Consider the following 15,012-nt stretch of genomic DNA (forward strand, 5'->3'; position numbering starts at 1 on the left):
GGCCACGGAGAGACCGTGGAGGGGAGGCGGCGCGAGCCCTCCATGCTATGACCGGGCTGTACAGCGCTGGAAGAGGATTTCCCTGGGTGAGATCTCGGCACTCTGCCCGGGTCCCGACCCGGGGTCCCAGCTGGGATCAGAGCGCGGGGCGGGCTGGGGCCGACGTCGCCGGAGCGATGCCGCCGGTTCCCTCCAGATCGGCGAGTCGCGCCTGGTAGGTGGGGTCGGTGCGCTTGAGCCAGCGGATCACTGCTGAGGTCACCGGGATCATGAGGTACTGGACGGCGACCTTGTAGACGAACCCGAGAATCGTGTACTCGGCCCACTGCTCGACGGTGGTGATACCGATCGCGGCCGAGGCGATGGTGCAGAAGATGATGGTGTCGACCAGTTCTCCCAGGCCGCTCGAGGTGAACAGCCGGCCGATGAGGCCCCGCTCCCCCATGCGCCGCTTCATGCGGCTGACCACGAACGAGTTCAGGGACTGGCCGGCGAGGAACCCGGCGAGCCCGGCGAGGACCACGATCCAGACAGGGCCCAGGGCCAGTTCCAGGGCTTCCTGCTTGGCCTGGCCGTAGTCGTCGCCCAGCGGCGGCAGGGCGATGATCACCCAGTAGCTGAGGGAGGCGAGGATGCTGACGGAGAAGGAGGTGAGGACCGCGCGGCGGGCTGCGCGGGGGCCGTACAGCTCGGTGACGATGTCGCCGAGGACGTAGGCGAGGGGGAAGAGGAAGAAGCCGCCGTCGGTGATGATCTCGAAGCCGATGCCGGGGATGGTGCCGAAGCTGACCCCCTTGGCGGCGCCGATGCCGGAGAGGATCACCACGGTGACCATGGCGGCGAGGAGGATGTCGAAGTGGGAGCTGCCCCGGTCGGCGTAGACGGCGCCGGCCGGGCTTCCAGACGGGACGGGCGGGGTGGTCTGCGGAGTGCTGTCGGTGGTGTTCACCGAGGCAGAGTACACAGCCGGCCGGGTCGCAGCCACGTGACTGCGACCCGGCCGGAGCGGGACGCGGGGTGCGGTGTCGGAGTTCTCAGATACCGATCGCGTCGTAGTCGGAATCGCCGACGAAGCTCTCGAACTGCTCCTCGCTGCCGTGCCAGAGATTGGAGTCCCCGGCGAACGGTCCCGAGGAGGAGTACTGCCACATCTCCCAGGCCCACCAGCGGCCCGGAAGCACGGTGGGCGGATCCTCGCGATATGCCGCCAGGAACAGCGGCGAGTTCACGGGAGTCCAGTCCCCCACCACGTCGTTCCACCAGTTGAGGTTGGTGTACAGCACGGGACGGCGGCCCGTGTGCTCGAGGTACCGATTGGAGAAGCCCATGATCCACTCGCGCATCTCCTGCGCGGTATAGCCGTAGTTGCGCGGCAGGCCTGTGTACTCCTCGAGGTCGACGAGGCCGGGCAGGGTGCGCCCGTCGTCGCTCCAGCCTCCCCCGTTGTTGACGAAGAAGTCCACCTGCTCCTCGGGCCCTCCGGAATCGGGGCGGGCGAAGTGGTAGCCGCCGCGCACCAGGCCGGCATTGCCGGCCCCGAGGTACTGGTGGTTGAACGCCGGGCTGCGGTACGAGCGGCCCTCGGTGGCTTTGACGTAGGCGAAGCGGGAGCCGGCTGCGGCCTGGGCGGCCCAGTCGACCTCACCCTGCCAGCCGGAGACGTCCTGACCGTAGATACCGGCGGCGTTGGCAGCGGGTGCGAGCACAGCGGCGGTGCCGGCGCTGAGGGCGGCAGCACCCAGCACGCCACCGCGCAGGACGGAACGGCGGGAGGAGGCGGTGGCCGGTGGGCTCGCGGGAGGCGCGAGGTGTCGGGGACGGTAGGGAGGCATGTCAGTCTCCTGGGGAAGCGGGGAAGCGCAGTGCGACGGATGCCACACCGGCTCCACCGTATGCAAGCGCGCAACCGGCGCGGCGACCTGCGCAACTACGGCGTGTCGTGGCGAAACGGACACGCCGCGCGATCTGTGGTCACTGCGAGGGTGCTTGTGTGTCGCTCTGCCCCGTCGTGCGGGGTTCGACGAAGGCGCGCAGGGTCCCCAGGATGGTGGTCGCGGCGAGCGAGGTGATGTCCCGCCCGTCCATCTGTTCGCGCACCATGAGATCGACGAACACGCCCACCAGCAGCTGGGCGAGATCCTCCGGCGGCAGCAGCGGGCGGTCCCCCGCCTCCTCGATGCGCGTGGTCAGCAGCTTGCCGATCTCGTCCCGCAGCCGCTCGCGCTGGACGGCGAGCTCGGCCCGCATGGTCGTATCCCGCAGCGATCGCGCGATGGCATCGGAGTACAGCAGGTACCACTGGCGCCCGAAGGGCCGGATCCCCTCGAAGACCGCGATCATCACCTCCGCGTCGTCGATCTCGGAGATGCTCTGGGGCTCCGCGGGGTCGGTGCGGGTCGAGACCAGGGCATTGGCGACCGCCGAGTTCGCGATGGCCAGCATCTCTTCGGTGACCGAGGCGAACAGTGCGGCGAAGACCTCCTCCTTGGTGGAGAAGTTGGAGTAGAACGCCCCTCGCGTGAAGCCGGCTGCGCGGACCAGGTCGTCCACGGTCGCGCCGTCGATGCCCTTCTCGACGAAGACGTCGAGCGAGGCGCGCACCAGCTTCGTGCGGGTGTTCTCCTTGCGCCGGGTGTCCGCGGACTCGGGCAGCGGGTCGAACAGTTCGGTCATGGGGTCCTCGGAACGTCGGGGAGGGATCGTGTGCAAGGCCTCACATTCGACGGTGAGGAGGAGGGCTCGCGTGACTCCAGAGTATCCCATCGATACACTCCTGTATCGAATGCAGGAATGTTCTGGATGCGGATCCTGGTCCCGTCGGCCCCCGTCGCTGCCCTGACCGGGCCGCACGCACCGACAGGCCGGTTCTCCCCTCGATGGACGGGGCCTCCCTGCGTTCGGGGCTGCAGCGCGTCCTGCGCCGCAGTCGCCCGCTGTTCTGCTGTCTCCGCTTCACCGCTGCGCCCCTTCGGAGGTCTCGTGTCCTCGTTCCTGTACCGCCTCGGCCGCACCATGGCCACCCTGCGATGGAGGATCGTCGCACTCTGGACCGTCCTGCTCGTCGGCGTCGGCGGGCTCGCCGTCGGGCTCGGCGGGACCTTCTCCAACGAGTTCGAGATCCCCGGCACCGAGGCCCAGAGCGGCATCGACAACCTCGCCAACCGCTTCCCCGAGATGGGTGGCGCCTCCGGCACCCTGGTGCTGCAGGGGGACGACGGCGGCACGGTCGATGAGCACCAGGACCAGATCGAGGACCTCATGGCCGAGATCGGGGAGGTCGAGGGCGTCGCCTCCTCCCCCTCCCCGTTCGACGACGTCTCCCCCGGCACCCGCTCCGACGATGACACCGCGATCCTCGCCCAGTTCCAGATGGACGGACAGATCGGCGAGTTCCCCGAGGAGTCCGTCGAGCAGATCGAGGACATCGCCGCCGAGGCCGACGCCGGCCCGCTCGAGGTCAGTCTGGGCGGACAGGTCCTCCAGGAGACCGGCGTCTCCTTCAGCATCGGCGAGGTCATCGGCATCATCGCCGCCCTGATCATCCTCGCGATCGTCTTCCGCGCGCTCGTGCCCGCCGTGATCCCGATCCTCACCGCGATCATGGGCGTGGGCACCTCCATGGCCGGCGTCATGGCGCTCTCGGCCGGGATCGACATGCCCTCGGTGACCACGTCCCTGGGCGCCATGCTGGGCCTGGCAGTGGGCATCGACTACGCGCTGTTCATCCTCTCCCGCCACCGCGACCAGCTGGGCCGAGGCGAGGACGTGCGCGAATCCATCGGCGAATCGCTGGCCACCTCCGGCAGCGCGGTGATCTTCGCGGGGCTGACCGTGATCATCGCCCTGGTGGGCCTGTTCGTCACCGGCATCCCGTTCCTGACCATCATGGGCGTCGCGGCCGCCGCGACCGTCGCCCTGTCGGTCGTGGTCGCCCTGACGCTGCTGCCCGCGATCATGGGCATCCTCGGGGAGCGGCTGCGCCCACGCCGGGCGCGCCGGCTGATGGCCGAGAACGGCGGCGTGATGCCCGACCGGGCCACCGGCGCCGCGGAATCGAGAGCGAGGTCCGCCGGCCGCGTCAGCACCGCCTGGGTGCGCCTGGCCACCAAGGTGCCGGCCCTGACGATCCTGGTGGTCGTCCTCGGCCTCGGCGCCCTGGCCATCCCGATCAAGGACCTCCAGCTCGCCCTGCCCGACCAGGGCACCGACGCCGAGGGCTCCTCGACCCGCGAGACCTACGACCTCATCGCCTCGGAATTCGGCCCCGGCCACAACGGGCCCCTGCTGGTGACCGCGGACATCATCAACACCACCGACCCCCTCGGCGTCGTCGACGAGCTCGAGGCCGACATCTCCTCCCTCGACGGGGTCCAGGAGATCCAGCTGGCCACCCCCAACCAGGGCGCCGACCTCGCCGTCATCGTCGTCATCCCCGAGGGCGGGCCCACCGCCCAGTCCACCAAGGACCTCGTCCACGAGATCCGCGCCGACGCCGGCTCCTGGGAGCAGGACCTGGGGATCTCCGAGGTCACCGTCACCGGCAACACCGCCGTCGGCATCGACGTCACCGAGAAGCTCACCGGAGCGCTGCTGCCCTTCGGAATCTTCGTCGTCGGCCTCTCCCTGATCCTGCTCGCCCTCGTCTTCCGCTCCGTATGGGTGCCGATCAAGGCGTCCGTCGGCTACCTGCTCTCCGTCGGCGCCGCCTTCGGGGTCACGGCGATGGTCTTCGAGTACGGCTGGTTCAACGGGCCGCTGAACGTCTCGGTCAACGGCCCCGTCGTCGCCTTCATGCCGATCATGGTGATGGGTGTCCTCTTCGGGCTCGCCATGGACTACGAGATGTTCCTGGTCACCCGCATGCGCGAGGAATTCGTCCACACCGGCGACGCCAAGGAGGCGATCGAGCGGGGCTTCACCGCCAGCGCCCCCGTGGTGATCGCCGCCGCGCTGATCATGGTCTCGGTATTCGCCGGGTTCGTCACCTCCGGCGAGTTCATGCTCCAGCCCATCGCGGTGGGACTGGCCGCCGGCGTGCTGGTGGACGCCTTCGTGGTCCGCATGACCCTGGTCCCCGCCGTGCTCGCCCTGCTGGGCCGCCACGCCTGGTGGCTGCCCCGCTGGCTGGACCGGGCACTGCCCATGGTCGACGCTGAGGGCGAGGGCCTCAAGGCCGTCCTCGAGCACCGCCGCTGGACCGAGCAGCACGGAGTCCACGCCCTGCGTCTCGAGCGCACCGTCGCGCCCCTGCTCGGCGCCGAGGGCACGATCGGCCCGCTGACCGGTCAGGTCGCCCCCGGCACGCTGCTCGTGGTGCGCTCGGCCGACGACGCCGCCCGCGCCTCGTTCCTCTCGCTGGTCGCCGGCCGGCTCGAGCCCTCCTCCGGGATCCTCGCCGTCCACGACCGCCTCGCGCCCGACGACCTCGCCGCCATCCAGTCCCGCGTCCACTGGGTCCCCTCCGGGGCGGACGTCGCCGCACGGCTGCGGGAGGTCGACGGCCGCGGGGCCGGCCGCGCCCTGATCGTCATCGAACGGCTCGAGGACCTGGCCCACTCCGCCACCACCGCCGACGACACGCTGGTCGAACGCCTCGACGAGCTCCTGGCCCACGGGGCCACGATCGTCACCGGCTCCCGCTCCCCCGACCCCGTCGAGGCCGAGCACCATCTCGCGCGCACCCTGCGCGATCCGCGCCGCCTGCTCGCTCTGACCATCCAGCGCTCCAGCACCGCCGTTGCCGAAGGCTCCGCCGTCTCCGTTCCTGAAGGAGCACTCGTATGACCCGCCTGGCCCACCCCCGCACCCTGATCGTCGTGCTCGTGCTGCCCCTGCTCGTGGCCGGTCTGGGCCTGTGGGCGCTCAGCGGGCGCGTCGAGGCGCTCGAGACCGTGCCCGCCGCCGTCGTCAACCTCGACGAGGGCGCCGAGATCCAGGACGAGAACGGCGAGACCCAGCAGGTGCCGCTGGGACGCATGCTCGCCGGCGGCCTCACCCACCCCGAGACCGTCGAGGACCAGCAGACCCCGGAGACCACCGGCTTCGACTGGCAGCTGACCTCCCAGGACGACGCCGAACAGGGCCTCGAGGACGGCACCTACGCCGCCGTCGTCGTCATCCCCGAGGACTTCTCCGAGCGCCTGACCACGATCGGCACGCCGGAGTCCACCCAGGCGATCCTCGAGGTCACCACCAACGACGCCAGCGGACAGATCAACGCCATGATCGCCACCGCCGTGGCGGAGGCCTCGGCCTCCACCGTCGGCGGCCAGATGGCCGAGCAGTATCTCGACGGGCTCTACCTCGGGTTCAACGACATCAAGGACGGATTCGAGGACGCAGCCGACGGGTCCGACGACCTCGCCGAGGGCACCTCCGAGCTCGAGGACGGCACCCAGGATCTGGCCGACGGAGCCGGCGAGCTCTCCGACGGCGCCACCCAGGCCGCCGAGGGCACGCGAGAATTCTCCGGCGGCGTGTGGAGCCTGGCCGACGGCGCCGGCCAGACCGCGGACGGCACCCAGGACCTGGCCGACGGGCTGGACGAGCTGGCCACCGGCGCCGACGGGGCCGCGGACGGCACCGAGGACCTCGCCACCGGGCTGGACGATCTCGCCACCGGCGCCGAGGATCTCGCAGGCGGCGTCTCGGACCTGCAGGCCGGGATGAACGGCACCGACTCCGAGCCCGGCATCCTCGACGGGGCAGACGCGCTCGCCGCCGGCGTGGAGGGCGACGGCACCGCGGAGAACCCGGGCCTGGTCGAGGGCTCCGAGCAGCTCGCCACCGGCGTGGAGACCTTCGCCGACGGGGTCGAGGAAGCCGGAGCGGCCGTCTCCGGCGACGGCAGCGCGGAGAACCCGGGCCTGGTGCCGACCGCACAGAGCGTGGCCGACGGCGCCGAGGAGCTGGCCGACGGCGCGCAGCAGACCGCCGACGGCGCCACCGAGCTCGGCAGCGGCGCTCAGAGCGTCGCCGACGGCGCGGGCGAACTGGCCGCCGGGATCGAGGGTGAGGGCACCGAGCAGGACCCGGGCATGGTCCCGCTCGCCGAGCAGATGCTGGCCACCGCCGAGTCGATGCTGGCCGAGAACCCCGATGATCCGAACGCGCAGATTCTGAAAGCGCAGGCCGAGGGCATGCTCGGCTACGCCGAGGGCGTCGAGACGGGCCTGAACGGTGATGGCAGCGCGGAGAACCCGGGCCTGGTCGCAGGCACCGAGCAGGTGGCCGCCGGGCTGAACGGGGACGGCTCGGAGGAGAATCCCGGTCTCGGAGCGGGCGCTCAGCAGCTCGCCGCCGGCCTGAACGGCACCGCGGATCAGCCGGGCCTGGTCCAGGGCGCCCAGGGCGTGGTCACTTATGCCGAGGGCGTCGAGACTGCCTTCGAGGGCGACGGCACCCAGGACAACCCCGGCTTGACGGCCGCCGCGGACCAGCTCGCCACCGGCGCCCGCGCCTCCGCCGACGGGGCCCCCGCTCTCGTCGACGGCGTCACCGGCCTGCAGGACGGGCTGCACGAGTACGCCGCCGGCGTCGACCAGCTCGCCGAGGGAGCCGACCAGCTCGCCACCGGTGCCCGCGCCAGCGCCGACGGCTCCGGAGAGCTGGCCGACGGGCTCGATGATCTGGCGGAAGGCACCCGCACGAGCGCGGACGGCGCCGATGAGCTCGCCGAGGGCACCGGCCAGCTGGCCGACGGCGCCACCGAGCTCGGCGAGGGCTCCGACCAGCTCGCCGACGGCAGTGAAGAGCTCGCCGACGGCACCAGTGACCTGGCAGATGGTTCCGAGGAGCTCGCCGATGGGACCGGAGAGCTCGCCGACGGCACCGACGAGCTCGCGGACGGCCTCCATGAGGGCGCCGACGGGGTCCCCAGCTACAGCGAGTCCGAGCGGGCCCGCATGAGCGAGATGGCCACGAACCCGGTCGCGACGGACGCCGAGCGCGAGAACGCGGCCGACGACGCCTCCACGGCCACGTTCCCCTTCGTCACGGCGCTCGCGCTGTGGCTGGGAGCGTTCGCGAGCTTCCTGCTGCTGCCGGCCCTGTCCCGGAAGCTGCTGGACCGGGCGGTGCCGATGGGCATGGTGGTGCTGCGCTCCCTGGCCCCCGCGGTGGTGATCGCCGTGGTCCAGACCGTCGCGGTCCTCGCCGTGCTCACGGCCGTGGGCGTCTCCCCCGTCTCCCCGCTGGCCGTGGGGGTGGTCGCCTTCGCCGGGGCGGTGATGTTCGCGGCCCTGCACCAGGCGCTGATGACGGTGCTGGGAGACCGGATCGGACGGATCACCTCGATCGTGGTGATGGTGCTGCAGGTGGTGACGCTGGTGGGCATCGTCCCCGTGGCCAGCGCTCCCCCGCTGCTCGCCTCGGTCAGCTCCTTGATGCCGCTGCCGATCGTCACGCAGGGGCTGGTCCACGCCGCCCTGGGCGGGACGCTCGTGACGACCTCCGGCACGCTGCTGTCGATCCTCGCCTGGGCGCTGGTCTCCCTCGCCCTGACGTTCGTCGCCTCCCGGTCCGCGCGCCGCGCCGATCGCTCCGAGCGGGTCGCGATGGGGGCCGTGCCCTCCCCCGCGTGAGGCGATAGCGCCGGACGGTCGGGCTCACAGCACGTCCGTGAGCGGTTCCCGGCGATCCGGGCTCGCCGGGAACCGCTGCTCACTGGAAGTCCCTGGACCTGCCCGCCGCAGGCAGGTCCAGGGACGCCACGTCGTCGGCCATCAGGTTCACCGCGCCGCTGCGGTTCTCCACAATCCCGCGCAGCACGATCGCTCGGGAGGTGCGCAGCAGCACCCGGTGACGGTGCCAGAACCCCTGGGAGCAGACCACGTTGAGGATCCCGGTCTCGTCCTCGAGGCTGAGGAAGGTGACGTTCCCGGCGGTCGCGGGCCGCTGGCGGTGGGTGATCACCCCGGCCACCCGGATCCGGGAGGAGTCCTCCGCCGCCCGGGTGCCCTCGATGCTCAGCACCTTCTCGGCCGTGAGCTGTTCGCGCACGAGCGCCATGGGGTGCTCATCCAGCGTGATCCCGGTGGCCCAGGCATCGGCGGAGGCCAGCTCGGTATCGCTCATGCCGGGCAGCATCGGGGCCCGGGCCCCCACCGCCAGGTGCGGCAGCGTCTCCGGGGACTCCTGGGCGGCGGCCCCGGCGGACCACAGCGCCTGCCGGCGGGAGCTGGCCAGCTGATCGAGAGCGCCCGCGGTGGCCAGCGCCTCGAGCTGGCGGGCGCTGAGCTGGACCCGTCGGGCCAGATCCGGGACCGAGACGAAAGGGCCGTGCTCCTCGCGCTCGGCGACGATCGCCTCCGCGGTCTCGGTGCTGATCGAGCGCACCTGGTCCAGCCCCAGCCGGATCGCCGGGCCCTGCGCGGCCGCCTCCCCCTGGACCTGCTGGCGCGGCGGATCGACCCGGTACCCGTGGTGATCGGCGTCGGTCTCCAGATCGGTGCGGGCGCGGCTGGCCAGCACGTCCGGGCCCCGGGTGAGCACGCCGTGCCGGCGCGCATCGGCCACCAGCGACTGCGGCGAATAGAAGCCCATCGGCTGGGAGCGCAGCAGCGCCGCCGTGAACGCCGCCGGATAGTGGCACTTCAGGTACGAGCTGGCATAGACCAGGTAGGCGAAGGAGTAGGCGTGGGACTCGGGGAAGCCGTAGTTGGCGAAGGCCAGCAGCTTGCGGTGGACCGCCTCGGCGTCCTCCCCCGTGATCCCGTGCGCCGCCATCCCCGCGAACAGCGCGTCGGAGAGCTCGAGCATCTTCTCGGTGGAGCGCTTGGATCCCATCGCGCGGCGCAGCCGGTCGGCCTGGGCGGGCGTGAAGTCGGCGACGTCGACCACCATCTGCATCAGCTGCTCCTGGAACAGCGGGATCCCCAGGGTGCGGCCCAGGGACTTCTCCAGCAGCGGATGGATGAAGGTGACCTCCTCCTCGCCGGCGCGGCGACGGATGTAGGGGTGGACGGAGCCGCCCTGGATGGGGCCGGGCCGGATCAGGGCCACCTCCACCACCAGGTCGTAGAACTCCCGGGGCCGCAGCCGCGGCAAGGTGGAGATCTGGGCACGGGACTCCACCTGGAACACGCCCACGCTGTCCCCGGCGCACAGCATGTCGTAGACCGCCGGGTCCTCCTGCGGCAGGGTGCGCAGCTCGAAGCGCTGGCCGTGGTGCTCGGCGACCAGGGCCAGGGCATGATCCAGGGCGGTGAGCATCCCCAGCCCCAGCAGATCGAACTTGACCAGGCCCGCCTCGGCGCAGTCGTCCTTGTCCCACTGCAGCACGCTGCGGTCCTCCATCGCCGCCCACTGCACGGGGCACACCTCGATCACCGGGCGGTCGCACAGCACCATCCCCCCGGAGTGGATGCCCAGGTGGCGCGGGGCATCGCGCAGCGACCGGGCGAGGTCGACCACGTCCTGGGGGATCTCCGCCCCGGCCAGTGAGGAGAAGGAACGCTCGACGCGGCGGGAGAAGCCGTCCTGCGCGCCGGTGTCGTAGCCGAGCGCCCGGGCGGCATCGCGCACCGCGAGCTTGGCGCGATAGGTGATGACGTTGGCGACCTGCGCGGCGTTCTCCCGGCCGTAGCGCTCGTAGACGTACTGGATGACCTCCTCGCGGCGGTCGGAGGCGATGTCGATGTCGATGTCCGGCGGGCCGTCCCGCTCCGGGGCCAGGAACCGTTCGAACAGCAGCTGGTGGCCGACGGGCTCGACCGCCGTGATGCCCAGCGCGTAGCAGACCGCGGAGTTCGCGGCCGAGCCGCGCCCCTGGGCGAGGATCCCCTCATCCAGGCAGAACGCGATGATGTCGTGGACGATCAGGAAGTATCCGGGAAAGCCCAGGCCGGTGATGACCTCCAGCTCGTGATCGATCTGCGCCCACGCCCCGGGAACCCGCTCGGGGGTCTCGGGCGTGGGCCGGGGGCCGTAGCGCTCGCGGCCCTCGATCTCGACCAGCTCGATCAGCCAGCTGGTCTCGTCGTGCCCGGCCGGCACCGGGAACGGGGGCAGGTTCGGAGCGAGCAGGTGGAGGTCCAGGGCGCAGTCCCGGCCCAGCCGCGCGGCGGCCGAGATCGCGCGCGGGTAGCGGGGCAGCAGCTGGACCATCTCCTCGCCGCTGCGCAGATGAGCGGGGCGGGAGGAGAGGTAGGGATCCGCCTCGGCCAGCGGCACCCCGGCGCGCAGCGCGGCATGGGTGTCGGCCACATGCTTGTCGACCGGCCGCGCGTAGTGGGCGTTGGTGGTGGCCACCAGCGGCAGGGAGATCTCGTCGAGCCCGTGGGACTCCCGCACCAGGCGAGCACCCTGGGCCAGGGCGTCGTGGAGCTCGTCGGCCGCTCCCCCGCCGCCGGCGACCAGCTCGACGGCCACATTGCCCGCGCCGAACAGCTCCAGCAGCCGGGCGATCGCCTCGGCCGCGGCCTGGGCCGCACCCTCCAGATCCCCCACCTCCAGGTGCGGGGCGACGGCGCGGGTCACCGATCCCTTGCGGCAGCCGGTGAGGATCTGCCAGTGCCCCTCCCGCGCCGCACGGCTCAGCTCGGCCAGCCGGTAGCGGGGGGTGCCCTTCTCCCCGCTGTCGAGGTGGGCGCGGGCGATGGCCGCCGACAGCTGCCGGTACCCGTCCGTGTCGCGCACCAGCACCAGCAGGTGCTCCCCGTCCGGGTCGCTGATGCCGGTGCGGGGCGCGGAGGTCACCGGGGTGGCGCTCGCCGCCTCGGAGCCCGGTTCGAGACCGAGGGTGAGCTCGGCCCCGAACACCGTGGCGATGCCCTGCTCCCCCGCGGTGCGTGCGAAGCGCACCGCGCCGGGCAGTCCGTCGTGATCCACGAGGGTGATGGCCCCCAGTCCCAGCCGGGCGGCCTGCTCGACCATGTCCTCCGGGCTCGAGGCGCCGTCGAGGAAGCTGAAATGCGAATGGGCGTGCAGCTCGGCGTAATCGACGCTCGCGGTCGGGCGGTAGGTGTCGCCGGCCGGCGCGGCGGGCTTCTCGACGACGACCGGCGGGGTCGTCACCTGGGCAGGGCGGTCCGAGAGGATCGCCTCGAGATCCTTCCACGCGGGCGGCCCCAGGAACCATCCGGCCATCGCTCTTCTCCTCCGACTCTGCTCTCTGACTGGTCTCCTACCGCTCGTTCCTCGCAGTACGTCGATCAGACTCTGCTCTCTGACTGGTCTCCTACCGCTCGTTCCTCGCAGTACGTCGATCAGTCGTACAGTCCTTCCAGCGACCAGCGGCCGGTGCGGGACAGGGCCAGCACGGCGGTCTCCTCCGCGCTCGCGCCGCGCACCACCAGCTGCAGACGGGCCGAGCGGTTGCCGTCGCGGGTCCACCAGCGCTCGTCGATCACGGTGGGAGCACCGTGGGCGAGCACCGGGTGCGGGGAGCCGGCGCGCAGCCCCGTCCGCTGCAGCAGAGGCGTCCCGGGCGCGGCGACCAGAAGACGGGCGGGCGGGGCGCTGAGCAGACCGCGGGCGGTGACCACGACGGGCCGCCCCTCGGCGTCCTCGAGGGCGACCGCCGGCGGCTCGCGGAACACCGTGGCGGGCACGGGGCGCGGCAGCGACCCCGGCCAGGGGCCCTCACGCCGGGCAGGCTTCTCCGCACGCCAGGGCACCAGCTGCACCTCCTCGGCCAGCAGCCGTCCTCCGACCACGGCGGGGACCTGGACCGCGTCCTCCCCCGCCAGACCCTGAGCACGGGCGAAGGCCCGCGAGGCCCGCTGAGCCGCCTCCCCCGCGCTGCCCCACAGCGCCGGGGCGCTCTCCCCCGCCGGCGCCAGCTGCAGCGGGTGCAGACCGAGCCGGGTGATCGCGCCGGTCGCCGGTCCCCCGAGCCGCGAGCGGGTGATCCAGCCGTCGCACTGCCAGCGGATGCGGTCGACGACGTCGGCGACGCTCAGCGCGCCGTCGTGCCGCCAGGTGCGCTCCATCTCCTCGCCGCCCTCGGTGCGCGCCACGATCCGCAGCCGCGTGCACACCAGGCCGCGGTCCACCAGCATCCCGTGCAGCTCCTCGGCCAGCGGACGCGCGATGAAGGCCGCCTGGTCGGTGCGCACCAGCGGCGTCTCCAGGGTGGTCTCGGCCAGGATCGGCTGAGTGGGATGGTGCGTGGCGGGCGGGGCCGGCTCCTGGCCGCGGGCCAGCAGGTGCAGCGTGGCGACATCGGGACCGAAACGATCGGCGACCGCGGCGGAGGGCAGGGCCGCGAGATCCCCCAGGGTGGCGATCCCCAGACGCTGGAGCAGGTCCACCGTCTCGGCCAGATCCAGCCGGCGTCCGGGCCGGGTCGCGGCGGGCTGGCCGCGATGGCCCCACCCGGGGCCGACGGGGGCGCTGCCGAGCGCGGCGATCGGGTGCGGGGCGAGGTAGTCGGCGCTGCGGCCGGGGTGGACGATGCGTCCGGGCGTGGCTGCCAGCAGCGCTGCGAAGGGACCGTCGGCGATCCCGACGCTGCAGTCCCAGCCGGTGAGGTCGGCGACGGCATCGATGATCGCCTCGGCCAGGGCCTCCTCCCCGCCGTGGTGGCGAGAGGGGCCGCGGGCCGCCATCAGCACGGTGCCCGGCCGCAGCACGTCGACCCCCGCGGCGACGGTGTCCACGGCGGCGGCGACCAGCTCGAACAGGGAGGACTCATGCTCCCGGTCGGCCTCCAGCACCAGCGCCTCGGGGCAGGCCGCGCGGGCGGCCCGGAGCTTCATCCCCGGCAGCGCCCCGGCCTCCCGGGCGGCGGCTCCCGCATGGGTGAGGCGATACTGGTCGACGAGGATCACCGGATCATGGGCGGGGTCGATCGTCCCGTCGGCCCCGTCGGTCTCGAGGCGACGCTGATGGCGGTCCAGCGCCGCGACCAGCGGCCAGTCCGGGACGATGACGGCGACGGTCCGGGTGGCGGCGTTCCTCTCGAGGGTGCTCATCCCGCCCTCCGCGCATCGTGCAGGGTGAGGTGGGAGGCGACGGGAGCGATGTCCGCGCGCTCCGTGGAGGAGGCGGCACCCGCAGGCCCCCGCGGCGCGGCGGGCGCGGTCGAGGGTGCATCCGCCGTCGCGGAGACGGCCTCGACCATCCCTCCGGCGTGCGGGAGCAGGACCTCGACCTCCTGGTGCCCGGCGATGCCGCGACCGGTGGAGGCGACTGCGAGCCGGCGTCGGCGCAGACGCCCCGAGCCCTGGCCGAGCCCGTGCCAGACGCGGGTGGTGGAGGTCAGGGTGATGTCTGCCCGGCCGGGGGGACGTGCGGCCAGGACCAGGGTGTCCGCACTGCGCACCCGGCTGAGCAGACTGCGCCACAGCGCTGGGGTGAGCTCGAGGTCGGGGCCGAGCACGAGCACTCCCACTCCGTCGGCCAGAGCGGTGAGCACCTGCGGACGCTGCTCCCCCGAGGCCGGGGCGAGGGCGAGACGCTCGGGATCCAGCCCGGCATCGAGGGCGGAGCGGAGCCCGAGATCGGGCATCCCCGCCACCGCGCACCAGGAGTCCTCCCCTGCCGCGGCGACCGCGAGGGCGAGCAGCAGCGACGTGGTGGCGGCCCCTTCGACCGCCACCGAGCCGCCCGCGCTCAGACCGGCGTGAGGGAAGAGGCCGGCCAGCGGGGCCGGGACCGGCAGCAGGGTCCCGGAGACCTGACCGGGCGCGATGGGAGCCGGGGCGGAGGCAGGTGAGGCGGAGGTCGAGGTGCCTGCGGGAGCGGCTCCCGGGGGCGCAGGGGCAGCGGACCTCCCGCCCTCGAGACTGCGCAAAGCGGTGCGATCGATCGGTCCGCCCCACCGGGCGGCGCTGCGTTCGGCCGCGCCGAGAGCCGCGCGGGCGCGATGAAGCCGCTCCTCCTGCGTCGCCTGCGGGACTGCCGCGCTCATGGTCACCTCCGTACCGCCACCCTCCTCGTCGTTCGAACAACAGTTCGAATGCTACGCCCGGATGGAGGTGTGCTCAAGAGAGGGGGTCTTCACATCGAACAACAGTGCGAAGACTCGCAGGAGGGTCCGACAGACGGCGCTGGGCACTCGCGGCCGCC

8 protein-coding genes are annotated in these 15,012 nt (G+C 72.5%); 2 read left to right on the forward strand and 6 right to left on the reverse strand.

The features are described from left to right. Positions 1 to 136: 136 nt before the first annotated feature. The 3 genes from ACFQS2_RS12260 to ACFQS2_RS12270 form a co-directional block, all read right to left on the reverse strand. Positions 137 to 949 (reverse strand): queuosine precursor transporter, encoded by an 813-nt coding sequence (locus ACFQS2_RS12260; RefSeq protein ID WP_377017064.1) that lies wholly within the window; start codon positions 947 to 949, stop codon positions 137 to 139. An 85-nt stretch (positions 950 to 1,034) separates the two neighbouring features. Then, a complete protein-coding gene (locus ACFQS2_RS12265) occupies positions 1,035 to 1,832 on the reverse strand; it encodes a GH25 family lysozyme (RefSeq protein ID WP_377017062.1) in 798 nt (265 codons plus the stop codon). A 139-nt stretch (positions 1,833 to 1,971) separates the two neighbouring features. Beyond that, entirely contained in the window at positions 1,972 to 2,673 is a 702-nt protein-coding gene (locus tag ACFQS2_RS12270) for a TetR/AcrR family transcriptional regulator (RefSeq protein ID WP_377017060.1), read from the reverse strand. A 306-nt stretch (positions 2,674 to 2,979) separates the two neighbouring features. Between ACFQS2_RS12270 and ACFQS2_RS12275 the strand changes: the two genes are divergently transcribed. Both ACFQS2_RS12275 and ACFQS2_RS12280 read left to right on the forward strand, forming a co-directional pair. Continuing rightward, positions 2,980 to 5,784, forward strand: a complete 2,805-nt coding sequence (locus ACFQS2_RS12275) for an MMPL family transporter (RefSeq protein WP_377017058.1) — start codon at positions 2,980 to 2,982, stop codon at positions 5,782 to 5,784. Then, positions 5,781 to 8,582: a YhgE/Pip family protein gene (locus tag ACFQS2_RS12280; protein ID WP_377017056.1), complete on the forward strand. Its 2,802-nt coding sequence runs from the start codon at positions 5,781 to 5,783 to the stop codon at positions 8,580 to 8,582. The genes ACFQS2_RS12275 and ACFQS2_RS12280 overlap by 4 nt, the downstream gene beginning before the upstream one ends. Positions 8,583 to 8,661: 79 nt before the next feature. On the opposite strand, the gene ACFQS2_RS12285 is transcribed toward ACFQS2_RS12280, so the two are convergent. The 3 genes from ACFQS2_RS12285 to ACFQS2_RS12295 form a co-directional block, all read right to left on the reverse strand. Next, positions 8,662 to 12,087, reverse strand: a complete 3,426-nt coding sequence (locus tag ACFQS2_RS12285) for an error-prone DNA polymerase (protein ID WP_377017054.1) — start codon at positions 12,085 to 12,087, stop codon at positions 8,662 to 8,664. 119 nt (positions 12,088 to 12,206) lie between these two features. Beyond that, on the reverse strand, positions 12,207 to 13,916 hold the full coding sequence (locus tag ACFQS2_RS12290) for a DNA polymerase Y family protein (protein WP_377017052.1): 1,710 nt from the start codon (positions 13,914 to 13,916) through the stop codon (positions 12,207 to 12,209). Beyond that, a complete protein-coding gene (locus tag ACFQS2_RS12295) occupies positions 13,913 to 14,854 on the reverse strand; it encodes a hypothetical protein (protein ID WP_377017050.1) in 942 nt (313 codons plus the stop codon). Before ACFQS2_RS12295 ends, ACFQS2_RS12290 begins: the two co-directional genes overlap by 4 nt. Between the last annotated feature and the right edge of the window lie 158 nt (positions 14,855 to 15,012).

Source organism: Brachybacterium sp. GCM10030267, from assembly GCF_042666875.1.
Lineage (GTDB): Bacteria > Actinomycetota > Actinomycetes > Actinomycetales > Dermabacteraceae > Brachybacterium.